The organism is Streptomyces ambofaciens ATCC 23877 (assembly GCF_001267885.1).
In the GTDB taxonomy this organism is placed as follows: domain Bacteria; phylum Actinomycetota; class Actinomycetes; order Streptomycetales; family Streptomycetaceae; genus Streptomyces; species Streptomyces ambofaciens.
Window position 1 is genome coordinate 7,662,649 of the sequence record NZ_CP012382.1, and the last position, 22,707, is coordinate 7,685,355.

Annotated in this window: 14 protein-coding genes and 1 pseudogene; 10 read left to right on the plus strand and 5 right to left on the minus strand. The window is 70.0% G+C overall.

Annotated elements, in window-relative coordinates; translation table 11 throughout:
- Positions 1 to 74: 74 nt before the first annotated feature.
- On the minus strand, positions 75 to 3,350 hold the full coding sequence (locus SAM23877_RS33710) for a LamG-like jellyroll fold domain-containing protein (RefSeq protein ID WP_053141434.1): 3,276 nt from the start codon (positions 3,348 to 3,350) through the stop codon (positions 75 to 77).
- Between the two features lie 257 nt (positions 3,351 to 3,607).
- Between SAM23877_RS33710 and SAM23877_RS33715 the strand changes: the two genes are divergently transcribed.
- From SAM23877_RS33715 to rfbB, 6 genes and pseudogenes are all read left to right on the plus strand, one after another.
- Positions 3,608 to 4,021 (plus strand): VOC family protein, encoded by a 414-nt coding sequence (locus SAM23877_RS33715; protein WP_053141436.1) that lies wholly within the window; start codon positions 3,608 to 3,610, stop codon positions 4,019 to 4,021.
- Positions 4,022 to 4,112: 91 nt separating this feature from the next.
- A pseudogene (locus SAM23877_RS41550) lies at positions 4,113 to 4,313 on the plus strand (hypothetical protein); the annotation flags it as partial.
- A 38-nt stretch (positions 4,314 to 4,351) separates the two neighbouring features.
- A complete protein-coding gene (locus tag SAM23877_RS33725) occupies positions 4,352 to 5,155 on the plus strand; it encodes an SAM-dependent methyltransferase (protein ID WP_053141438.1) in 804 nt (267 codons plus the stop codon).
- Between the two features lie 213 nt (positions 5,156 to 5,368).
- Positions 5,369 to 5,872, plus strand: coding sequence for a cold-shock protein (locus SAM23877_RS33730; protein WP_063484055.1), 504 nt, complete (start codon positions 5,369 to 5,371; stop codon positions 5,870 to 5,872).
- A 511-nt stretch (positions 5,873 to 6,383) separates the two neighbouring features.
- Complete coding sequence (gene rfbA / locus SAM23877_RS33735; protein ID WP_053143136.1) at positions 6,384 to 7,256, plus strand: glucose-1-phosphate thymidylyltransferase RfbA; 873 nt, start codon at positions 6,384 to 6,386, stop codon at positions 7,254 to 7,256.
- 9 nt (positions 7,257 to 7,265) lie between these two features.
- Positions 7,266 to 8,255, plus strand: a complete 990-nt coding sequence (gene rfbB / locus SAM23877_RS33740; protein WP_053141440.1) for a dTDP-glucose 4,6-dehydratase — start codon at positions 7,266 to 7,268, stop codon at positions 8,253 to 8,255.
- A gap of 174 nt (positions 8,256 to 8,429) precedes the next feature.
- On the opposite strand, the gene SAM23877_RS33745 is transcribed toward rfbB, so the two are convergent.
- Positions 8,430 to 9,197 (minus strand): thioesterase II family protein, encoded by a 768-nt coding sequence (locus SAM23877_RS33745; RefSeq protein ID WP_053141442.1) that lies wholly within the window; start codon positions 9,195 to 9,197, stop codon positions 8,430 to 8,432.
- A gap of 347 nt (positions 9,198 to 9,544) precedes the next feature.
- A complete protein-coding gene (locus SAM23877_RS33750) occupies positions 9,545 to 12,421 on the minus strand; it encodes a helix-turn-helix transcriptional regulator (protein WP_053141444.1) in 2,877 nt (958 codons plus the stop codon).
- Positions 12,422 to 12,941: 520 nt separating this feature from the next.
- On the opposite strand from SAM23877_RS33750, the gene SAM23877_RS33755 reads away from it, so the two are divergent.
- Positions 12,942 to 14,540: an acyl-CoA carboxylase subunit beta gene (locus SAM23877_RS33755; RefSeq protein ID WP_053141446.1), complete on the plus strand. Its 1,599-nt coding sequence runs from the start codon at positions 12,942 to 12,944 to the stop codon at positions 14,538 to 14,540.
- Between the two features lie 60 nt (positions 14,541 to 14,600).
- On the opposite strand, the gene SAM23877_RS33760 is transcribed toward SAM23877_RS33755, so the two are convergent.
- On the minus strand, positions 14,601 to 16,388 hold the full coding sequence (locus tag SAM23877_RS33760) for a fatty acyl-AMP ligase (protein WP_053141448.1): 1,788 nt from the start codon (positions 16,386 to 16,388) through the stop codon (positions 14,601 to 14,603).
- Between the two features lie 561 nt (positions 16,389 to 16,949).
- On the opposite strand from SAM23877_RS33760, the gene SAM23877_RS33765 reads away from it, so the two are divergent.
- Positions 16,950 to 18,206 carry an activator-dependent family glycosyltransferase gene (locus SAM23877_RS33765; protein WP_053141451.1) on the plus strand — a complete coding sequence of 419 codons (1,257 nt, stop codon included), beginning with the start codon at positions 16,950 to 16,952 and terminating at the stop codon, positions 18,204 to 18,206.
- A 240-nt stretch (positions 18,207 to 18,446) separates the two neighbouring features.
- Positions 18,447 to 19,556 carry a DegT/DnrJ/EryC1/StrS family aminotransferase gene (locus SAM23877_RS33770; RefSeq protein ID WP_053141453.1) on the plus strand — a complete coding sequence of 370 codons (1,110 nt, stop codon included), beginning with the start codon at positions 18,447 to 18,449 and terminating at the stop codon, positions 19,554 to 19,556.
- Positions 19,557 to 19,647: 91 nt separating this feature from the next.
- On the opposite strand, the gene SAM23877_RS33775 is transcribed toward SAM23877_RS33770, so the two are convergent.
- On the minus strand, positions 19,648 to 20,844 hold the full coding sequence (locus SAM23877_RS33775) for a cytochrome P450 (RefSeq protein ID WP_159042032.1): 1,197 nt from the start codon (positions 20,842 to 20,844) through the stop codon (positions 19,648 to 19,650).
- Positions 20,845 to 21,295: 451 nt separating this feature from the next.
- Here SAM23877_RS33775 and SAM23877_RS33780 point away from each other — a divergent pair, with 451 nt between their 5' ends.
- Positions 21,296 to 22,540, plus strand: a complete 1,245-nt coding sequence (locus SAM23877_RS33780; protein WP_053141456.1) for a cytochrome P450 — start codon at positions 21,296 to 21,298, stop codon at positions 22,538 to 22,540.
- Positions 22,541 to 22,707 lie beyond the last annotated feature (167 nt).

Below are 22,707 nucleotides of genomic sequence, written 5' to 3' on the forward strand. Positions count from 1 at the left end.
GCCCGGCCGCCCCGGGCCGCACGCGCGTGGTCCCGGCGAGTGGTCGCTCGCCGGGACCTTCGCGCACCGGACGCCTACGGCTTCTGCTCGGCGTGGAGGGCGCTCACCTCCTCGGCGGTGAGTGCCCTGTCGTAGGCCCGGACCTCGTCGACGCCACCGTTCCAGAAGTCGGTGTCGGTGCCGTTCCACTGGGCGCGCCCCACCGCGAGGGGGCCGGAGCCGAGGTGGTTCGGGCCTGCCGTCGCGGTCGAGGCCGGCTTTCCGTCGACGTAGAGCCTGATCTCGTTGCTCGCGCCGTCGCGTACCCCCACCAGGTGGTACCAGCGCCCCGTCTCCGGTGTGATCGCCAGCCGGGCCCGCTGCTCGCCGGGCGTGCTGAAGGCGAAGGCGCCCCGGCCGTACTGGAGGTAGAACGGACTGGCCTGGCGTCGGCCGTCCTGGCTCACGGCGGTGGCGTAGTTGCCGGGAAGCTCGTCGAGGCTCACCCAGGCGGAGACCGAGTAGCTGCCGGTGGTGTCGAGCACCGGCCCGTCGGTCTCGGCGTGCTGTCCCTCGCCGTCGAACCTCAGCGCGCTGCCGCTGACCCCGGAGGTCCAGGTGGTGCCCTCGGAGAGCGTCAGCGCCGAGCCGTTCGGGCCCGCGTCACCGGCGGTGCTGCCCGCGCCCTCGTCCAGGGCCCAGTGCCCGCCGCCCTTCAGTTCCTCCCGGTCACCGGCGGCGGCACCGGCCGCGATGACCTTGCGGTTGATCTCGCGGACCCTGACCGGGTCGACCTTGATCTCCCGTCGGTCGTAGGTGTACAGGCCGTTGAGCTCGTTCTCCAGGTCGGAGATCTGCGTGTACACGGAGCCGGACAACTCGGCACCGGCCTGGTCGAGGTAGAACCTCTCGGTGTTCTCGACGTACTTGCGGGTCAGCGCCTCCTTGTCGGCGACGCCGCTGTAGATCACGGTCGGGGCACCCGGCCACATGTGTCCGGGGGTGCGCAGGGTGAAGCCGCCGTGTTCACCGTCCATCGCGGCCCGGTGGTCGGGGAACGGCGGGTCCTCGTTGTTGTAGTCGTGGTGGTCGATGATGTCGCCCTTGCCCGAGTCACCCTTGGAGTTGCAGCAGTTCACACCGCTGTGGGCGTTGACGATCCGGGACGGGTCGGCGGCCTTGACGGCTTCGGCGATACGGCCGCTCTCCTCGCGGTCCCACTCGCCCCAGCCCTCGTTGAAGACGATGTTGCCGATGACGGAGGGAGCGTCGTGGTGCTGCCGCATCGCCTCCATGCCCTGGTCGACGAACGCCTTCCGGCCGGTCTCGTCGGTGACGTCGCCGGAGACGAAGTCCTGCCAGACCAGCAGACCGAGCTTGTCCGCGTGGTGGAACCACCGTGCCGGCTCCACCTTGATGTGCTTGCGGACGGCGTTGAAGCCCAGCTCCTTGTGGGCCTTCAGGTCGAAGGCGAGGGCCTCGTCGCTGGGCGCCGTGTACAGGCCGTCGGGCCAGAAGCCCTGGTCGAGGGTGGCGAGGGAGAAGACGGGCTTCCCGTTGAGCACCAGCTTCTGGTAGCCGCCGACCTTCTCGATGCCCACCTCGCGCATGCCGAAGTAGCTGCCCACCTGGTCCCTCGACCTGCCGTCGGTGAGCGTCACGTCGAGGTCGTAGAGGTAGGGGTCGTCAGGGCTCCAGAGGTGCTGCTTCGCCACGGGGAGGCGCAGCTCCTCGTTGGCCGGCCCGCTGATCCGCCCGACGACCTTGCCGCGCTTGTCGCGGGCGACGGCCTCGACGCGCGCCCTGGCGGAGGCACCCTCGGACTCGACGGTCACGGCCAGACGGCCGGTGTCGATGTCGGGGGTCGTGACTACGTTGTCAATGGACGTCTCCGCGACCGGCTCCATCCACACCGTCTGCCAGATACCCGAGGACTGGGTGTAGAAGATGCCGCCGGGACGGGTGGACTGTTTGCCCATCGGCTGGTTGGCGCCGCCGGTGTCGGTGACCGCGACGACGACCTCCTGCGGGCCCTTGCCTCGCAGGGCGTCGGTGATGTCGGCGCTGAACGCGGTGTAGCCGCCGGTGTGTTCGGCGACCTCCTGACCGTTGACCCACACGCGGGCCTGGTAGTCCACCGCCCCGAAGTTGAGCTTCAGCCGGTCGCCCTTGCCGCCTTTGCCGACCTTCCAGTTCTTCGGCACGTCGACGAGCTTGCGGTAGAACATGTGGTCCTCGTGCCGCTCCAGCCCGGAGAGCTGCGACTCGACCGGGAACGGCACGACGATGCGCTCGTCGAGGTCCTTGCCGAAGACCGGTTGCTCGCCCGCCTCGGCGGCGGCGAACTGCCAGGGCCCGTTGAGGTTCTTCCAGGCGGAACGCGTCTGCTGCGGGCGCGGGTACTCCGGCAGCGGACGCTTCTCGTCGAGCTCGTCGCCCCACTCGGTGGTGAGCCGGTGGGTCGAGTCGTTCTGCGCGTAGCGAATGATCGACGGTACGGTCGCGCCACCGGAGGTGAGACCGCCCTGGCCGTCGTAGGTGAGCTTGACCTGCTGGTTCTTCTGAACGGGCTCCGCGAGGGTGATCTGCAGGACCTTGCGGTCGCCGGGGGAGACCACGACCGACTCGACCGGCATGGGCGTGGTGTCGGCCTCGATCTCCAGGTGGTCGGCCAACGCCTCGACGTCACCGCCCACCTCGCCCTCGAACCGGGCCTGCACCCGCCGGCCGTCCTCGGCCACCGACGGCTCGACCGGGTACACCTCGAACCCTGCCGGGGGCGTGAACGCCGACATCGGCACGACCTGCTTGGGCATGGCCGGAGTGGACCAGCGCAGGAACATGTTGGCGCCGCCGGTGTCCTGGAACATCTCCAGACGGAACCGGTGCTTCTCCCCGGCGGCGAGCCTGACCGACGCGCTGGTCTGCTCGTTGTCCCAGTCCGGTTCCCAGTGGTCGATGACGGGTTCGTCGTCGATGAACAGCCGGAAGCCGTTGTCGCCGCTGGCGTGGAAGGTGTAGTCCCCGGTCGCCGGTGCTTCGATCTGCCCGGTCCAGCGGGCGGTCGTGTGCTCCGTCCTGCCGGTCAGTTCCTGGAACGTGCCGGTCAGGCCGGAGAAGTTGATCTGCGGGTCGAGTACGGTGCCACCGAGCTCGGCGAAGTCCCTGGCGCCCGGCGCCGACATGGCGAAGTACTCGCCCTTCAGGCCGTGCACCGCGACGGCGGCCTGCTCGGCCGCGGGGGCGGAGACGCCGGCGGGTGTCTCGGCGGCCGACGCGGTGGGCATCAGAGCGGTCGTGGGCAGTACCAGGGCCGCGGTGGTCAGCAGAGCCCACGCTCTTGCTCGTGGGCGTGCGGTACGTCTTGTCATCGAACCTTCCTCGCTGTGGGTCCCGGACCGGGACGGCGGGCGGCACCGGCTGGGCGGCGCCGTGCGGGCGTGGGGCGCGAGCGTTCGTCGGGTCGGCGAGGCGTTCTTTCAACGTTGGAAATCGCACGACAGCGGAATGACAACACGTCGGTCCGTCACTGTCCAGACCCCCGGATCCGTTTCGTGGAACGCCAGTTGGCCGCCCGCGACGCGTCCTTCCGCCCGCCATGAGGTCACCGCACCAGAGTGGGCGGACCATGCCGGATCTCCTCGGAATCAACCATCTGACCCTGTCCACGACCGACCTCGACCGGCTCCACTACACCGGGCTGCTCGGCGCCTCGCTCGCCTTCGAGCGCGCCGCGACCGGCTCGGACCCTCGGATCGCGGTCGTCGACGTCGGCGGGGACGACCACCTGATGTTCGTCGAGACCGCGACCGCACCCGGTACGGAGCCCGACCCCCTCGGTGGCGCGGGATGGGGCTTGCGCGTGGCGACACACGCGCGACTGGGCGAGGTTCGCGAGCGAATCCTGCGGGCCGGGTTCCCGGTCGGACGGATCGAGACCCTGCCCACGCAGTGGACCATGACGGCCCGTGACCCCGACGGGCGCCCCGTGGACGTCCGGGCCCACCGCCCTGGCACCGCACCGTCATCTCCGACCGGCTGAGGACGGTCCCGGCCTCCGGGGCCTCAGGTCCGGCGGGTCCGGCACCGGAACTCAGCGCCGGACCAGTGCCAGCAGACTCAGCCCGAACATCAGGGCGCCGGGGCTCGAACTCCTGGAGCGGTCGGTCAACGGGGTACCGGGCCTGGTGGCCCGGCGCGCCGGCGTCGTGATGACCGTCGCCTCGTTCGGCGTCTCCGAGGGCCGCGTCACCCGGATCCGGGTGGTGCGCAACCCGGAGAAACTGCGGCCCTGGGCGTGGGAGGAGACCGAAGTCGAGGATTCTTCGCGGTAGTCGACCACGGACATACAGCTCTGTGTGAAGCTTTCCCCATGACTCATCCGCGCGAAGAAGTCAGGGCCAGACTTCAGACCGATCGCCCGCACTCGGCCCGTGTCTGGAACTACCTGCTGGGAGGCAAGGACAACTATCCCGTCGACAGTGAGGCCGGCGAGGTCATCCTGACGACGTTCCCGGAGTTCGCCGCCGTCGCCCGGGTGCAACGACGCTTCCTCGCGCGCGCCGTGCGCTTCCTGGCGGGAGAGGCCGGGGTCCGCCAGTTCCTCGACATCGGCACCGGCCTGCCCACCGCGGACAACACGCACGAGCTGGCCCAGCGCATCGCGCCGGAGAGCCGCATCGTGTACGTGGACAACGACCCCCTCGTCCTGGTCCACGCGCAGGCACTGCTCACCAGCAGCGACGAGGGCGCGTGCGCCTACATCGACGCCGACGTCAGGGACCCGGAACGCATCCTGGCCGAAGCCGCGAAGACCCTGGACCTCAGCCGACCGGTCGCCCTGACCATGCTGGGGATCATGGGTCAGATCTCCGACGCCGAACGCCCCGCGGAACTGGTGAGTTCGCTGCTGTCGGGTCTGCCGGCGGGGAGCTATCTCGCCCTGAGCGACGGCACGAACACCAACGAGGCGCTCAACACGGCGGTCGGTGTCTACAACGGCCAGTCGGCCAACACCTACCATCTGCGGTCGCCGCAGGAGATCGCCTCCTTCTTCACCGGGCTGGAACTGGTGGAGCCGGGGGTCGTGTCGACGGCTGCCTGGAGGCAGGACCCCGAGCAGGCCGCGGAGTCGACGGCCGACGTCTCCGTCTGCGGTGTCGCGATCAAGCACTGAAGCGTCTCTGCCGCAGATCGAGCGGGAGGCGTAGGCCTGGGTGCCGCTGTCCGCACGGACAGCGGCACCGCACCTCGCGCGATCGCCACCCACCGCGGCCTCGCCCTCGGTCTTCCGTCGGACGAAACATTGTGCGTACACCCGTTGCTGGGTATCCTCGGCCGCAGTTGCGCATGGTGGAGGTAAGCGCACCTTTGGGTGAGTGGGGCATTTGTGGCGGTTGGCAAGATCATTCGGTTTGACGAGTTCCGGGGCTACGGATTCATCGCGCCCGACAACGGTGGCGAGGATGTGTTCATTCACGTCAACGACCTCGCCTTCGACAAGAGGCTGCTCGGTCCCGGAATGAAGGTGGAGTTCGACGTCGAGGAGGGCGACCGCGGCCTCAAGGCCAGCAGGGTACGCATCCAGAACGGGAGCGCCGAGCGTGAGCGCCCGGGTTCGCTGCCGGTGAGGTCGTTCTCGGCTCCCGCCGGTCCCTCGGGCCTCCTCCCGGAGGACGGACTGTGTGACGTCCTCTCGGTGAAGGAGTACATCGAGGAGGTCACCGAGACCATTCTCCGGACCGCTCCGACCGTGACCTCCGAGCAGATCCTGCAGGTCCGTCAAGGCCTCGTGCAGGTCGCACTGTCGCACGGCTGGATCGACGCGGAGCCCGGGGCGGACACCCGGGCCGGCGGACCGGTGCCGTCGGCCGGCGCCGGCATGACGGGCTGACACCGGACCCGTTCCGAGGCAGGCCCGCACCGACAGGCAGTACCTGTTTCTGCGAAACGACGGTTGTCGCAGCGCGCCAGCGCGCCAGCGCGCCAGCGCGCCGGTCGCAGTGACGCCTCACGCCGGTCGTCGATGACGCGTCGCCTCTTCTCCATGAGCCGGACCGCTGCGCCCTCTGGCCGGAAGAAGTGAAACCGCCGCTTGCGGCGGGCACGACCCCGTGCTCGCCGCCATCGCGCTCTCCTCTGGTCGGATCACCGGTTACAAGAGGCATACTTCACGACTGCAAATATTGACGAGTGTCGTATTGGCGAGTTTGTCGGCGTCGCCCTCCTGACCTTTCGCGCCCGGCGGCGAGCGCGCTTTGTGAAGGCTGAGGACTTAGTCGTGGCGGTAGACGACATCACGCGGTGAGCGATACTCTCGATCCTGACTTCGGCATGATCTCGGTTGAGTGGCGGCCCGCCCGGTCCATCCCGAGTTCATCATCGGAAACGGGGGGTTAACCAGCATGAAAGGGATCGTTCTGGCCGGGGGGAGCGGAACGCGACTTTATCCGCTCACCCATGCCGTGTCCAAGCAGTTACTGCCCGTCTACAACAAGCCGATGATCTACTATCCGCTCTCGGTCCTCATGCTCGGCGGCATCAAGGACATCCTGGTGATATCGACTCCCTCGCACACAGGTCTCTTCCGGGAGCTGCTGGGTGACGGGAGTCGACTCGGTCTCTCCATCGAATACGCTGAACAGCCGCGGGCCAACGGCATCGCGGAGGCCTTCGTCATCGGTGAAAAATTCATCGGCGATGACTCGGTGGCGCTGATTCTGGGTGACAACATCTTTCACGGTCCCGGTCTTTCGGACCTGCTGAACGATCAGTGCAAAAACGTCGACGGATGTGTGCTGTTCGGCTACGCGGTGAAGGACCCGGAACGCTACGGCGTCGGGGAGACCGATGGCCGGGGTGAGCTGATATCGCTGGAGGAGAAGCCAGTCGCCCCCCGATCGAACCTGGCTGTCACCGGACTTTATCTCTACGACAACGGCGTAGTGGACATCGCGCGGCACGTTCGGCCGTCGGCCCGTGGCGAACTGGAGATCACGGACGTCAACCGGGCTTATCTCCAGCAGGGCCGGGCCAGAATGGTCAACCTGGGCCGCGGATTCGCCTGGCTCGACACCGGAACACACGATTCACTGCTCCAGGCCGGTCAGTACATCCAGGTTCTGGAGGAGCGCCAGGGCGTGCGGATCGCCTGCCTGGAGGAGATCGCCTTCCGTATGGGATTCATCGACTCCGCCGCCTGCTACGCCCTGGGCGGCCAGCTGGGCACATCCGAGTACGGTGCCTATCTCATGGCCATCGCGAGCGCGGATCACTGAGGGGGCGGCATGCGTATCGTCGTGACCGGCGGCGCCGGGTTCATCGGTTCCCACTTCGTCCGGCAGGCCGTGACCGGCGCGTACACCGGCGGTACCGCGCCCGAGGTGGTGGTGCTGGACAAACTCACCTACGCCGGCAACAGGGCCAACCTGGCTCCGGCGGAGGACTACCCGGGACTGACCTTCGTACGCGGCGACATCTGTGACCCCGCACTGGTCGCGGATGTACTCACGGGCTGCGACCTGGTCGTGCATTTCGCCGCGGAATCACATGTGGACCGCTCGATCAGCGGATCCGAGGAATTCATCCGGACCAATGTCCTCGGCACCCAGGTACTGCTGGACGCCTCCCTGCGCGCCGAGGTGCAGAAGTTCGTCCACGTCTCGACGGACGAGGTCTACGGCTCGATCGACGAAGGTTCGTGGAGCGAGGACCGGCCACTGGAGCCCAACTCCCCCTATTCGGCGTCCAAGGCATCCTCCGATCTCCTGGTGCGCGCTTTTCATCGCACCCACGGACTGCCGGTCTGCGTCACCCGGTGTTCCAACAACTACGGCCCGTACCAGAACCCCGAGAAGATGATCCCGCTCTTTGTGACCCAGTTGCTGGACGGGCGGAAAGTGCCGTTGTACGGGGATGGCGGTCACGTGCGGGACTGGTTGCACGTGGACGACCACTGCCGGGCCATCGCGCTGGTGGCGGAAAAGGGAGAAGCGGGCGAGGTCTACAACATCGGCGGCGGTACCGAGCTGGCCAACCGTGACCTCACCGAGCGGCTGCTGCGCATGGTCGGCGCTGATTGGTCCATGGTGGAGAACGTGGCGGACCGAAAGGGCCACGACCGTCGGTACTCGGTCGACATCGCGAAGATTTCCACGGAACTCGGCTACCGCCCGCGGGTCTCTTTCGAGGAAGGGCTGGCGGAAACCGTCGAGTGGTACAGGAAGCAGCGAGACTGGTGGGAGCCGCTGAAGAAGCGCGGCAGTACCCTTCGGTAGACGCAAGGACGACCGGCCGCTGTTCCAGACCGTGCGTTCATCCCCTGCCCCATGCATTTCCGTGTCATTTCGCATATCCGACGGCGAGAGCACGTCGATACTCATCGCCGCAACGGACGGCTGGTGTAAATTCAACGTTCGCGTAGGGAAACCCGCCGGAGGAGAATCCGCGCGCTAGCGGCCGGCGGTGGCGGCAGGTACCAGCCATGCGGCGATCTCCTCGGTCACCGCCGGAGCATGGGCGTTGAGATAGAAGTGACCACCCGGATACACGTTCATCTCGAAGCGTCCCGTGGTGTGGTCGGCCCATGCGCGGACCTCGTCCGTGGTGGCCTTGGGGTCCGAGTCCCCTGTCAGGGCATAGACGGGCGTCGACAGCGGCGGGCCGGGCTCGTAACGGTAGGTCTCGGCGGCCTTGTAGTCGGCGCGGATCGACGGCAGGACCATGCGCCTGATCTCGTCGTCCTCGAGCAGTTGGGACTGGGTGCCGTCCAGTCGCCTGATCTCCGCCAGCAGGCCCTCGTCGTCCCGCAGGTGGACCCGCTCGTCCCGGGGCGCGCTCGGGGCGCGGCGCCCGGACGCGATGAGCGCCAGGGGCAGGCTGCCCCGTGCTTCCAGACGCAGAGCCACCTCGAAGGCGACGGTGGCACCCAGACTGTGCCCGAACAACGCCAGTGGCTTGTCCTGCCACGGGCCGAGGACCTCGACGATCCGGTCGGCCAGGTCCCGCACCGACTCCAGGCACGACTCGTTCCTGCGGTCCTGCCTGCCCGGGTACTGCACGGCCAGGGTCTCGACGCGCGGAGCGAGACGTTGTGAGACCGGGAAGTAGTAGCTCGCGGAGCCGCCCGCGTGCGGCAGGCAGAGCAGCCGGACCGGTGCCTGGGGTGCGGGATGGAAGCGGCGCACCCACAGGTCGCTCGCGTCGCTGCTCGTCGCCATCGCGTTCGTCGTCCCTTCAAACCGGTGTCGTCCGCCCCCGGAGGGGAGATGTCCTCAACGTTCGCCGTCCACGCCGCCACCGGCGCGCGGCCGCACATCGGCCCAGGCTCAGACGATCTCAGTGCCACCAACCGCCGACAACCCCTAACGATCGCGGACAACCGCCGGGCCGGCGACGAATTAGGGGGTGTGTGGCGGGACGGCGGCCGGTGCCCGTCGTGGGCAGGCTCTGCTCTCTCCAAGGCTTCCGGCGGACGGTGTCAACCACCGGGCGCGGTACGGCCGTCGACGCGCCTCCGGCCGAGACCGCGGTGCGCGGCCCCGGCCGGACGCCGTGCTCGGTCGGCCTAGGCCATCGGCTCGGCAAGGGCCATGAGCCGGTTCGGCAGGTCCGTGCGGCTCTTGACGTCCAGCTTCCGGTACACCCGGGTGAGGTGCTGCTCCACCGTACTCACCGTGATGTAGAGCTCGTTGGAGATCTGCCGGTTGGTACGCCCCCGTGCCGCCAGTACCGCGACCCTTCGCTCGGCCTCGCTCAGCAGACCGTCCTGATCCCGGGACTCGAAGCCGTCCGAAGACGCATCCGAGGAGGAACCCCCCGTCGGCGCCGCGTCGCTGGGCGCGGACCGTCGCTGCACCTGCTGCGGCAGCGCTGGAGCCCGGCCCGAGGCCTGTGCCAGCCGGCCGGCGCGACGTACGAACAGCCGGGCCCGTGGGGCGTCACCGGTCTGTGGGAGCGTCTGACTCGTGTCGGACAGGGCCCGGGCCAGCTCCTGCTGGTCACTGCATGCCTGCAACACGGTCACCGCCTTGGACAGCAGCTTGCGCCGCAGAACCGGCGTGGCCGTGGAAGCCAGCAGCCGCAGCGCCCGCCCGCGAGTACGGTCGTCCAGCCCGCGGGACACCTGCAGCTGCTCCTGCAGCAGTTGCGCGGCGTGCGTTCTGTGGCCGAGGCTGAGCTGTACCCGGGCCAGCTCCAGGCGCCACGGAACCAGTCCGGCCACGTCGATGCCCCAGGAACGGACCAACTCACCGCTGCGGTGCAGATCGGCCGCGGCCGCCTGGTGCTGTCCCATGGCCAGATGGTGCCGGCCCCGGGCGATCAGATAGTGGGCGCCCACCGGAGTGCGGAAGACGCCGGCCGGTACCGGCTGCGACAGCCAGCGTTCGGCCTCGAACAGCCGGCCACTCTCGGTCGTGCAGGTGATCAGGGTGCCCAGGGGACCACCGACGGCCACGCCCCACGCAGGCGCGGGCAGATCCTCCAGCGCCAACCGCGCGCCCCGCTCCGCCGCGTCCATGTCTCCCAGCCGCAGCGTCGCTTCCGCGTGGATCGCCCGTATGACACCCCGCCAGGCCGGTGTGTGCTGGACACCCTGTCGTGCCAGCAGCCGTTCGCCCCAGACCGCGACCCGGTCGGCGGGGCCGGCACAGAGCAACGCCAGGAGGGGGGCGGTCAACAGACCCAGGGAGCCACTGTCCGTATGATGCCGCTCCAGCAGCTGCTCCGCGGCGGCCACGGTGTCCACCCCGCCGGTCGGCATCAGCGCGTTGCCGAGCACCGACACGGCCTGCAGCAGCGGACTGGCGGAGTCCGGTGCCGTCGCCGCCCGCGTCCAGGAGCTCGGGTCCTCCCGTACCGTCCCCAGGTAGTCCGGATGGGACAGCGCGATCAGCAGGCGGGTCAGCCGCAGCTCGTTCGACGCGGGGCCGTGGTCGCCCGCACCACAACCGCTGATCGCCTCGGCCGCCTCCTCCGCCCGTCCCTGCCACAACAGGTACGGCACCGCGGACACGGCCGTGGAAGGGGACGACTCGTCGGCCCGCGCCGCCTCCACCAACTGACTCACCTGACCGGTCACGGCCAGCGGATTCACCTGCCACCGGGCGGTGATCAGCATCGCCATCAGAGAGTTGCGCCGGTCCTTGTCGGTCTCGGCTCGACCGCCCAGGCGCAGACACGCGGCGGCGTGGTCGGGGCGGCCGGTGGACAGCGCGTGCGCCGCGGCGTCCCGGAGGACGGGCACCACCCAGGCACCGTCCGTCCACGCCGAGGCCACCAGATGCTCGGCGACCACGCTCGCTTCCGCACCGTTCTCGTGCAACACCTCGGCCGCCCGCTGGTGCAGCCGCCGCCGTTCCTCGGCCGGCATGTCGGAACGCACCGCGAGCACGATCCGTGGATGGCGCAGCCGGCCCGCGTGGACGAGCCCCGCGCCCTCGAGGACGCGGACGGCGGGCACGGTGGAGTCGGGCAGCACGTCGAGCAGTTGACCGAGCAGCTCCGGTGAGGCCGGGCGGTCCAGCGCGGCGAGCGCCTGGGCCACCAGGCGAACGCCCGGCTCGTGGCGATAGAGGCAGTCGAGCACGGCCCTCTCGAAGGTGTCGCCGGCCCTCGCTCCGGTATCGGGGGCGCTGTCCGTCCCGCGGTGGGCCCGTTCGTCGACCAGCGCCTGGGACAGCAGCGGATTGCCGCCGGTCACCCTCAGGATCCGCCCGGCCTCCTCGCGTACGTCCGGTGCCCCGGCCCCGTCGCCGCGTACGTCGGGTGTCCCGGCCTCCTCGCCGAGCAGCCGGGAGACGGAGTCGGCGGTGAGGAGCGGCAGGGTGACCCGGGTGAAGCGAGGCAGGCTGCGCAGCTCCGCGTGGAAGAGCGGATGCGCCGGACGCAGCGTCGTCGCCTCCGAGAGCAGCACCATGATGCGTGCGTTTCTGAGTCTTCGGGTGACGTAGAGCAGACAGTGCAGTGAGGCGGCGTCCGTGTGCTGGAGGTCGTCGACCGCCAGCACCAGAGGCCCTCGGCCGGCCAGGGTCAGGAACGTGTCGAAGGCGGTCCGCAGCAGTGGCGCCCAGAGCCCGTCCGCTGTCAGGGCCTCGGCTAAGGTCTCGGGCGCCGCGCCGCTTCGGGCCTCCGCCGTGGGCACCGCCAGCGCGACCTCGCGTATCAGCTCCTCGACCTCCCGGATCCCCTCCGGTTTGAGCCGCGCGCTGTGCAGGAGTTGCCCGAGCACTCCGAAATGGAGTCCCTGCTCGGCGCGTGACCCGGCGGCGCTCAGCACCTGCCCACCGGCGGTGGCAGCCCACTCCCCGAAGGTCTCCAGCACCTGGGTCTTACCGCTGCCCACAGCGCCGGTGACCAGCGCCACCTGTCCGTGTCCGTGCTTCTCACAGGCGTGGAACGCCCAGCGTAGATGGGCCAGTTGTTCGTCTCGATGGACCAGCATGACTGGCGTCTGCCTCCCCGTTAGCAGTTCCGAACGGGGATTGCCAGACGCTGGTCGGCACAGCTTCCGTACCTTCCCCGTTCACACGTGTCCGAGCGCGTGCAAGGGTGACCCCTGGGCCGCGTGGGCGGCCCTTCTGAACTGTTTCGAACTCGATTCGTCCTCGACTCGCCCTCGACTTGGACAAGTTTTTTGAGAATCTTTCACAGTTACCGGCCATGCCACAACGGCATCGCCGTTAACAACGTGACGGATGACACGACGAGTTGTCGACCGGACGGCGGAGCAAGCCGCGAAACCGCTGGTCGTCGTTCCGCCGTCGGTGAGCGACGTGGTCGTGTCGACTCACGGTCGTGTTCACTGGTCCGCCGCCCGCGCAGGACGGTGCCCTGGCCGGTTCCGTGCCGTCCGATACCGGCCGGCGCGTCTAGGGGCGTGCCCGGGCGATTAGGGGTGCTGCCGATGGCCTGATTCGAGGAGGATCGGAGGCAGGGTCGTCGTGTTGGAAGGTAGGGCTGGTATGTCGCTCCAGGAGCCTGTCTCGCCGGTCGAGGAGTCGCCCACGTCCACGGCGGACCGCATCGCCGATCTGGCCGCCCGGCACGAAGAGGCCGTCGTCCTCGCCGAGAAGAAGGCCGCGGACCGGCAGCACCTCAAGGGGAAGCTCACCGCCCGCGCGCGCATCGACCTGCTGCTCGACCCCGGCTCGTTCGTCGAACTCGACGAGTTCGTGCGCCACCGGACCGTCGAAGCAGGCATTCCGCGCCCCTATGGCGACGGGGTGGTGACCGGACACGGCACCATCGACGGCCGCCAGGTGTGCGTCTTCTCCCACGACTTCACCACCCTCGGCGGCAGCATGGGCGAGGCCTTCGGCAGCAAGGTCGTGAAGATCTACGACTTCGCCATGAGCGTCGGCTGCCCCGTCATCGGCATCAACGACTCCGGCGGCGCCCGCATCCAGGAAGGCGTGATGTCCATCGCCTACTACACCGAACTGGGCGTCCGCAACGTTCACTCCTCCGGCGTGATCCCCCAGATCTCACTCATCATGGGCCCCTGCGCGGGCGGTTCGGTCTACTCGCCGGCCCTCACCGACTTCACGGTCATGGTCAAGGACATCTCCTACATGTTCGTCACCGGACCCGAGGTCGTCTCCGCCGTCATGGGCGAGCAGGTGACCGCCGAGCAACTCGGCGGTCCCGCCGTCCACGCCGAGGTCTCCGGCAACGCGCACTACGTCGGCGACGACGAGCAGGACGCCATCTCGTGGGTCCAGACCCTCCTCGGCTACCTGCCGCCCAACAACCTGGACCCGGCCCCGGTCTACGACCACGACTGCGCCCCCGGCATCACCGAAGCGGACCTGGCTCTCGACACCGTCATCCCCGACAGTGAGCAACAGGTGTACGACATGGCCGACGTCATCACCGCGGTCCTCGACGACGGCGACTACCTCGAGATCCATCCGGACTTCGCCCGCAACATCATCTGCGCGCTCGGCCGGGTCGAGGGCCACTCGGTGGCCGTCGTCGCCAACCAGCCGAGACACCTCGCCGGCGTGCTGGACATCGACGCCTCCGAGAAGGCCGCCCGCTTCATCCGCTTCTGTGACTCCTTCAACATTCCGGTCCTCACCTTCATGGACGTGCCCGGCTACCTGCCTGGCGTCGGACAGGAGCACCAGGGCATCATCCGGCGCGGCATCAAGCTCTTCTACGCGTACGCCGAGTCCACCGTCCCCAAGATCACCGTCATCACCCGCAAGGCCTACGGCGGCGGGTACGCGGTGATGGGTTCCCGGCAGATCGGCGCCGACCGCGTGATGGCCTGGCCCACCGCCGAGATCGCCGTGATGGGCGCCAACAGCGCCGTGCCCATCCTGCACCGCCGCGAGCTGGCCGCCGTCCCGCCCGAGGAGCGCGCGGCGGTCAAGGAGAACCTCGTCGACGACTACCGTCGCAGGTTCGGCAACCCCTACGAGGCCGCCGCGCACGGCTACGTCGACATGGTCATCTCGCCCTCCCGCACCCGCTACGAGGTCGCCAGGGCGCTGGCGAGCCTGCGGAACAAGCGGCAGGCGCGCCCGGCACGCAAACACGGGAACATTCCCCTGTGACGTCGTTCGTCGTGCCGGCCGCTCCTGTACGGGGGCCCACCGGTCGCGCGGGCCGCTCCGTCACCGCCCCGGTGACGGAGCGGCGAGGTCGGTCAGGTCGCCGCCCTCGTACAACGCGCGGCAGGCCCGGCGCTGCACCTTGCCGCTGGAGGTCTTCGGTATCGCGCCCCTGCGCACGACGAGGACCGTGTCGACCGTGAGGTGATGGTGGTCGTGGACGGCGCGGACCACCCGTGCACGCAGGCTCTCCGTGCCGTGGGCGCGCACCGTCCGGCCGTCGGCCTCGACGACGAGCACGAGGTGTTCCTTCTCGTCGCGTTCGACGGCGAACGCGACGGCGCAGTTGGGGTGCAGGCCGTCCACGGACTTCTCCGCGGACAGTTCGACGTCCTGGGGATAGTAGTTGCGGCCCTGGTGGATGATCAGGTCCTTGAAGCGGCCGGCGACGTGCAGTTCACCGTCGTGCAGGAAGCCCAGGTCGCCGGTGCGCAGGTAGGTCCGCCCGTCCTCGGGGCGCCCGTCGGCGTCCCGCAGCCGTGCGCGGAAGGTCTCCGCGCTCGCCTCGGGCCGCCCCCTGTACTCCGCCGCCACGCACGGTCCGTTGACCCAGATCTCCCCGATGACGTCCGGCGGGCAGCCGCGCGAGGTGCCGGGATCGACGATCCGCACCTCGGTGCCCGGGACGGTGCGGCCGCTGCTGGTGACCGGGACGGCGCCGGGTGTCCGTGCGTCGACGATCTCCGCGCGGCCCTCCCGCAGCGCGGTCGCGGACAGCCACACGGCCGTCGGTTCGCGGTCCTGGTCGCTGCCGGTGACCTTGAGGGTGTTCTCGGCGAGTCCGTACCCCGGGCACATGGCCTCGGGCCGGAAGCCGTGCGGGACGAAGGCCTCGGTGAAGTCCCGGATCGCACGCCAGCGCACGGGTTCGGCGCCGTTGGCCGCCACGCGCCACGAGGAGAGGTCACCGACCCCACCGGCCTTCCCCTCCGCCGCGACCCGCGCGCACATCTCGTAGGCGAAGCTGGGCGCCGCGGAGTGGGTGCCGCGGAACCGGGCGATCGCCTCCAGCCAGCGGGCGGGCCGGCGGATGAAGGCGGCGGGTGCCATCAGATACGAGGGGATACCGGCCCACAGCGGCATGACGACGCCGAAGAGCATGCCCATGTCGTGGAAGAGAGGGAGCCAGTTGACCACGGTGCCCTCGGGCGCGCACGGCCACAGGGCGTCCGTCTCGGTGACGTTGGCGAGGAAGTTGGCGTGGGTGACGACGACGCCCTTGGGGTCGCCGGTGGAGCCCGACGTGTACTGGAGCAGGGCGACGTCGTCCGGGCCGGGGGCGGGGCCCCGTAGGACCGAACCCGGCACGTCGTCCCTCGCCGCGGCGGGATCGTCGGTGTCGAGGACCGTGAGGCCGAGGAGGTCCTCCAGGTTCCCGAAGCGGTCCTCCAGTTCGAGCCGGGCGGAGGTTTCGGTGAGCACGGTCGTGGCGCCGGCGTCCCGTGCGATGCGGCGGATGCGCTCCACGTCCTTGAGGTGGCGCGGTGTCTGGACGGGCGCCGCGGTCACCTTGGACGCCATGCATCCCAGGAGCGTACGGACGAACTCCAGCCCCGACGGATAGATGAGCACGGCGCTCTGCCCGCTCATGCCCCGGGCGGCGAACCACCGGGCCCGGACGTCCACCGCGTCGGCGAGCTCGCGGTAGGTGAGCGACTCCCGGGGGTCCTCACCGTTGTACAGGAAGACGTAGGCGGTGTCGTCGGGTTGCCGCTGACCGCGCCGGCGCAACAGTTCGGGCAAGGTCGGTGTCCCGCCGCCTGAGCGGATGTCATCGAGAACGGTGGCCATGGGTCAGGTCTCCTTGCTGTCCTTGTGCCGGTGCCGCCGGACGTGCCGGAGCCGCTTGTGGTCGCCGTGCGCAGGGATCGCGACACGGTGGCGCGCAGCACGGCCGGGCCCGGACGGACGGGATGAGTGGGTCGACGACCGACCTCGCGGTGGTACACGGCTCGCGGCCACGGCCGCACGGGCCGTGCACGGGCCGACGAGGGGCTGGCCGTGCGGGCGAGCCCGGCGGACTTCTGGTGTCGGCGCGGAGTCGCTCGACCTGAGAATCGATGCCGTGGGGCTCGGCCGCCCGAGCCCACGACAAGAACAGGCGGGACGCCGACACGGCGGCGTCCTGCGGTAGAAGGATGTCAGAAGCACCCGTCGGCCGCCGCTCCGTCCCGTACGCGATCACCCCTAAGTCGCGTGCGCACGGCCTCTGACACTGGGGTGGCTGAGGTCAGGTGGAGGGGAGGTAGGGGTTGTTCCTCGTTCGGAGCAGTCCATAGGTTCTGAGCGCGAACCGAGCATAAGGAACGAGTCCGAACTGTTTCCGTCGGCGGGCCCGCCTGGAGGACGACAATGCGCATACTCTTCGTCACGCACGCGGAGAAGACGCACTTTTTCAGCATGGTGCCGCTGGCCTGGGCACTGCGAACAGCGGGCCACGAGGTCCGCGTCGCCACCCAGCCGGACCTGGCGGAGGGCGTCAGCGAGGCCGGGCTCACAGCGGTTCCGCTGGGGTCCGACCACCGGTGGAAGCAGGTCATGGAGGCCAACCAGGACGAGGAGTGGCCGGTCCGGGTCGCCGAGGCCGTCACCCACTCCGCGGACCTGGGGCACGACGAACTCCTCCGGTTCTTCGACGAGACGACCGAGCGGTACTTCCGCGTCGTCAACAACGACGAGTTCCTCGACGCGCTCGTCGAGTACTCCCGGTGGTGGAAACCCGACCTGATCGTGTGGGAGCAGTTCACCTGGGCCGGCGCCGTAGCCGCTCAGGTCACCGGTGCCGCGCATGCCCGCATGCTGTGGGGAGCGGACGTGGTCACCCGCTCCCGCCACGACTTCCTGGCCCGGCTCGCCGAGCGTCCCGAGAACGAGCGGGTGGATCCGCTGCGGGACTGGCTCACCGAGGCCCTCGCCCGGCACGGCGCCGCGTTCGACGAGACCGTGGTCAACGGGGACTGGACGATCGACACCAACCCGCCCAGCCACCGGATTGACAACGGACTGACCGTGGTCGGTGTGCGGTACGTGCCCTACAACGGACGGGCCGTGCTCCCCGAGTGGCTGGCCGCCGAGCCCGCGAAACCCCGCGTCGCCGTGACCGCCGGCATCTCGGTCCGCAGCTACTTCGGGTTCGACATCTTCGGCATCAGCGCCCTGCAGGCCTTCGCCGGGCTGGACATCGAGCTGATCGCCACGCTGCTGCCGGGCCCGGGCGAGTCGGTGGACGACGCACCGGAGAACACCACCGTCGTCGACTTCGTGCCCATGCACGGGCTGCTGCCCACTTGCTCGGCCGTCATCCACATCGGCGGCGCGGGCGTGCAGTGCACCGCCGCCTACTACGGCGTCCCCCAGATGATCCTGCCGGGCCTCTGGGACACCAAGGTCCGCGGTGCCCTCCTGGACCAGTCCGGCGCGGGCATCTCGGTGCCGGCGGAGCAGTTCACCCCCGAACAGGTCCGGGAGAACCTGGTCCGCCTGCTGGAGGATCCGGCCTTCCGCGAGGGAGCCGCCGCACTCCGCAAGGACGTGCTCGCCGCGCCCTCGCCCAACGAGGTCGTCCCGGTCCTCGAGGATCTCACCGCCCGCCACCGGACCACGGGCTGACGGGAGGGTCGCGGCCCCGCGCGGCCCGGAGCCCGCCGGGACCGGCGCCGCGGTCGCCGACCCTGCCCGCCCCCGCCCCCGGCACCTGCGTCCGCGGCGGCCCGGCTGTCCCCGCCGCGCTCCGCCCCCCTCACGACTCGTTTCCGCACCGCCCTCACGGCCGGCGCGACCCTCGGCGACACGCTCCGCTCACCCACCCGAGGCGGTCGGCCGGGCCGGCCCGGAAGGAAGAGAACGGCCATGACCACGCGCGTATGGGACTACCTCGCCGAGTACGAGGCGGAGCGTGCGGACCTCCTCGACGCCGTCGACCAGGTGTTCCGCTCCGGACAACTTATACTCGGACCCTCCGTCAGTGCCTTCGAGGAGGAGTTCGCCGCCTACCTCGGACTGGCGCACGGCGTCGGCGTCGACAACGGCACCAACGCCCTCGTCCTCGCGCTGCGCGCCCTGGGCGTGGGACCGGGCGACGAGGTGATCACGGTGTCCAACACCGCCGCCGCCACCGTCGTCGCCGTCGACCAGGTCGGAGCCACCCCCGTCTTCGTCGACGTGCGCGAGAGCGACCACCTGCTGGACACCGCCCAGGTCGCGGCCGCGATCACCCCGCGCACCCGCTGCCTGCTGCCCGTCCACCTCTACGGCCAGTGCGTCGACCTCCCCTCGCTGGAGGAACTCGCCACCCGGCACGACCTGGTGATCATCGAGGACTGCGCCCAGGCGCACGGTGCCCGTCGGCACGGCCGACCGGCCGGCACCACCGGCAAGGCCGCGGCGTTCTCCTTCTACCCGACGAAGGTCCTCGGTGCCTACGGCGACGCGGGAGCGGTGGTCACCGACGACGCGGGCACCGACGCCGCGCTGCGCAGGCTCCGGTACTACGGCATGGATGAGCAACGCAGTGTCGCCCGGACCCCCGGCCACAACTCCCGCCTCGACGAGATCCACGCCGAGATCCTGCGCCGCAAGCTGCGGCGCCTCGACGGATACATCGAGGCCCGGCGCCGGATCGCGGCCCGCTACGCCGAGGCACTGGCCGACACCGACCTGGTCCTGCCCGCGGTGACACCCGGCAACGACCACGTCTACTACGCCTACGTGGTCCGGCACCCCCGGCGCGACGCGGTCATCGAGGCCCTTCAGCCCCGAGGCGTCCACCTCAGCGTGCACTACCGCCGGCCGGTGCACACCATGGACGGATTCGCGCACCTGAAGCAGGCCAAGGGATCCCTGCCGGTCACCGAGGCGCTGGCGGACGAGATCTTCTCGCTGCCGATGTACCCGTCGCTCCCCGAGGAACAGCAGGACCGGGTGATCGCGGCCCTGCGCGAGGTGCTGCGCACCGTCTGAACCGGGCGAGGCCGTCGGCGCGGACCGGACGGCTCAGCGCGCCCGCGTCCCGGTGAGCGGCCGGGAGGCGGGCGCGCGGCGCAGTCGGCGTTCAGCGGGAGAGTCGCAGGGGGAGCTCCAGCAGCCCGTGCAGGTTGAAGTGACTGTTGACCGGCAGGTCCTCGCGGAGCAGCTCGATCTTCGTATACCGCTCCAGCAGCTTCGAGAACACGGTGGCCGCCTCCAGGCGCCCCAGCACCGCGCCCAGGCAGAAGTGGGGGCCCGCGCTGAACGCCAACGTCTTCGGCTCGGTGCGGGACAGATCCAGGCGGTCGGGGTCGGGATAGCGCTCCGGGTCCCGGCCGGCGGCGTCCAGGAACCCGATCACGTGGGAACCCGGGGGAATCACCTTGCCGCCGAACTCCATCTCCGCGGTGGCGATCCGGCTGGACAGGGTGACCGGCGGGTCGAACCGGGACAGCTCGTCCACGGCTGTCGCCATCAGTCCCGGGTCCGCACGCAGCGCTTCCAGCGCCTCGGGCTGTCGCAGCAGAGCCAGCATGCCGTTGCCGATCAGGTTGACCGTCGTCTCGTGACCCGCGTTGAAGATGAGCAGGATGTTGGCGACGACCTCCTCCTCGGTGAGCTGCTCGTCGTCCTCCGCCGTCATCAACACCGACAGCAGGTCGTGGTCCGGGTCGGCGCCGCGGCGGGAGGCCATCAGGTCCAGCAGGTACGCGCGGAACTCCGGCTCCGCCTTGTTCATGGCGATGCGTCTGCGGGGCGTCACATCGGGGTCCAGGATGTAACCCACCTTGTCGGTCCAGTCACGGCACCGCGCGCGGTCCTCGACGGGTATCCCCAGCAACTCCCCGACCACCGCGACGGGCATCGGCAGCGCCAGGTCCCGTATCAGGTCGACCTCGCCCTCGCCCATGCTGTCGAGCAGACCGTCGACGATCTCCCCGATACGCGGCCGCAGGCGGTCGATGTAGCGCGGCGTGAACACCCGCGCGATCAGCTTGCGCAGCCGACGGTGCTCGGCTCCGTCCTGCAGCAGCAGCCACTTGCTGACGCTGCGCATGGCCGGGCAGGTCGGCCCGCCCCGGCTCATCGCCCAGCCCGGGTCCTTGGGGAAGGCGCTGGAGGAGTGCGGTGAGCGCAGCAGCGCCTCGACGTCGTCGTACCGGGTGAGCAGCCAGTACCCTGCCGCGATCTCGTGCACCGGATCGGCCTCGCGCAGCCGCTTGTAGTAGGCGAACCTGTCGGCGGCGAGGGCGGGATCGTTCGGGTCGTAGAGAACGCTCATGCCGTCCATCCCTCTACGTCGGTGGTTGCCGTGTCCTGCGGGGCGAGACGTCCGCGTGCCCGGTCTCCTCTCGGAGCCGAAGGCCCACGCGGACCCGGACGCCGGCTCGGGAGCGGTCGTGCCGCCACCCCGGTTCGCCGGCCGATGTCTGCCCCACAGGCTAAGTGGGCCGCCGAGACGCCGAGAACCCCTAAAGAACGGCGACCGGACCGTTCCCCCGGACGCCGACGTCTGCGCGTCCCGGAGCAGCCGACGGCCTCACCGTTGCCCGTGACCACCTGAACACCCACCGCGCGGGCGCGTGTCGCGCCGACGGCCTGGTCACAGACGCGCCGCGCCGGGTCCGGCGGCAACTCCCCGCTGATCGGTTAGGGGTTGAGGCTAGGGGGGCGTCCCTCCGTAGGGTGACGGCCGGTGCAGACGGGCTGCTCGACGCGCGGGGAGTGACGGCATGTCGGAGCTTGAGGCGGAGCGCAGGGCGCACTACCAGGCGACCGTGGTGCAGGGAGCCCTGCGCACCGCGGCCGCGGGCGGTGACCCGTACGCCTCGATCTTGCTGGTACCGGACGATCCCTATCCGTTCTACGAGCGGGTCCGCGAGCGGGGGACGCTTCACCGCAGCGCGGTCGGCGTGTGGACGACCACCAGTCACCGCGTCGCGAACCAGATACTGAGGGACCGGCGCTTCGGTGTCCGTACGCCGGAAGGGGAGAAGCCTCCCGAGTTCATGCCGTTCGACAACTCCATGCTCGGGCTGGACCCGCCCGACCACACGCGGCTGCGCAGGCTCGCCACCCCCTCGCTCAACCCGCGCCGGCTCGCCCACTGGCAGCCGCACGTCGAGCGGTTCACCGACGAGCTGATCGACGAGATGCTGGCGGGGCGGGGCCAGGTCAACTTCATGCGGGCCTTCGCCCAGCAGCTCCCGCTGCGGGTGATCGGCGATCTGGTCGGCATCCCGCCCCACCACCGGCAGTCGTTCTTCCGGCTCAGCCGCCGCATGGCCTACCTGCTCGACGGCGTGGCCACCGCCCCGGCCGCACGGGGCGTGGTGGCGGCCATGGCGGAGATGACGGTGATGTTCCACGAGATCATCGCCGAGCGGCGGGCCGACCCGCGCGAGGACCTGATCAGCGACCTGCTCCCGGCGGTGGAGGACGGTCGGATGACCATGGACGAGATGGTCCCCCTGTGCATGTTCCTGCCGCTGGCCGGTACCGAGACCACCGTCAACCTGATCGGCAACGGGCTGCTGGCCCTCCTCGAACACCCCGAGCAGTGGGACATGCTGGTCGCCGACCCGTCGCTGGCGGATGCCGTCGTACGCGAGACCCTGCGCTACGACCCGTCGGTCCAGCAGTACCGCCGGATCGCGCACACCGACCTCCAGATGGAGGGCGCGTCGATCGCCGCGGGCGAGGAGGTGGCGATCTGCGCGGGCGGGGCCAACCGGGATCCAGAGGTCTATCCCGACCCCGGAAGGTTCGACATCACACGGGACCCGGGACCGGAGAACCTGGCCTTCTCGGCGGGTATCCACTTCTGTCTCGGCGCCGCGCTGGCCCGCATGGAGGCGGAGACCGCGCTGGCCGCCCTCGCCGTCCGGGTGCCCGGGATCCGCCGGGCCGGGCCGGTGCGCAGGCGGGGGTCCTTCATCGTCCGCGGGATGCTCCAGTTCCCCGTCGACCTGCGCTGAGTCCGGCAGCGGCAAAGGCGCGGCCCGAGCCCGGGACGGTGACGCGAGATAAGGGGCGGCCTCACCCTCTAGGGGTTGTCCGCCCTCGCGAGGCGTCCCTAGCGTGCGGACGCGGATGTGTTGGACACGGCACCCGCGCCATGGCGGCTCCGGGTGGACCGTGGCCG

Excerpts from the sequence above, each read along its gene's own strand:
- SAM23877_RS33710 (WP_053141434.1), bottom strand. The coding sequence starts at position 3,350 with ATGACAAGACGTACCGCACGCCCACGAGCAAGAGCGTGGGCTCTGCTG.
- SAM23877_RS33715 (WP_053141436.1), top strand. The coding sequence starts at position 3,608 with ATGCCGGATCTCCTCGGAATCAACCATCTGACCCTGTCCACGACCGAC.
- SAM23877_RS33725 (WP_053141438.1), top strand. The coding sequence starts at position 4,352 with ATGACTCATCCGCGCGAAGAAGTCAGGGCCAGACTTCAGACCGATCGC.
- rfbA (WP_053143136.1), top strand. The coding sequence starts at position 6,384 with ATGAAAGGGATCGTTCTGGCCGGGGGGAGCGGAACGCGACTTTATCCG.
- rfbB (WP_053141440.1), top strand. The coding sequence starts at position 7,266 with ATGCGTATCGTCGTGACCGGCGGCGCCGGGTTCATCGGTTCCCACTTC.
- SAM23877_RS33745 (WP_053141442.1), bottom strand. The coding sequence starts at position 9,197 with ATGGCGACGAGCAGCGACGCGAGCGACCTGTGGGTGCGCCGCTTCCAT.
- SAM23877_RS33750 (WP_053141444.1), bottom strand. The coding sequence starts at position 12,421 with ATGCTGGTCCATCGAGACGAACAACTGGCCCATCTACGCTGGGCGTTC.
- SAM23877_RS33755 (WP_053141446.1), top strand. The coding sequence starts at position 12,942 with ATGTCGCTCCAGGAGCCTGTCTCGCCGGTCGAGGAGTCGCCCACGTCC.
- SAM23877_RS33760 (WP_053141448.1), bottom strand. The coding sequence starts at position 16,388 with ATGGCCACCGTTCTCGATGACATCCGCTCAGGCGGCGGGACACCGACC.
- SAM23877_RS33765 (WP_053141451.1), top strand. The coding sequence starts at position 16,950 with ATGCGCATACTCTTCGTCACGCACGCGGAGAAGACGCACTTTTTCAGC.
- SAM23877_RS33770 (WP_053141453.1), top strand. The coding sequence starts at position 18,447 with ATGACCACGCGCGTATGGGACTACCTCGCCGAGTACGAGGCGGAGCGT.
- SAM23877_RS33775 (WP_159042032.1), bottom strand. The coding sequence starts at position 20,844 with ATGAGCGTTCTCTACGACCCGAACGATCCCGCCCTCGCCGCCGACAGG.
- SAM23877_RS33780 (WP_053141456.1), top strand. The coding sequence starts at position 21,296 with ATGTCGGAGCTTGAGGCGGAGCGCAGGGCGCACTACCAGGCGACCGTG.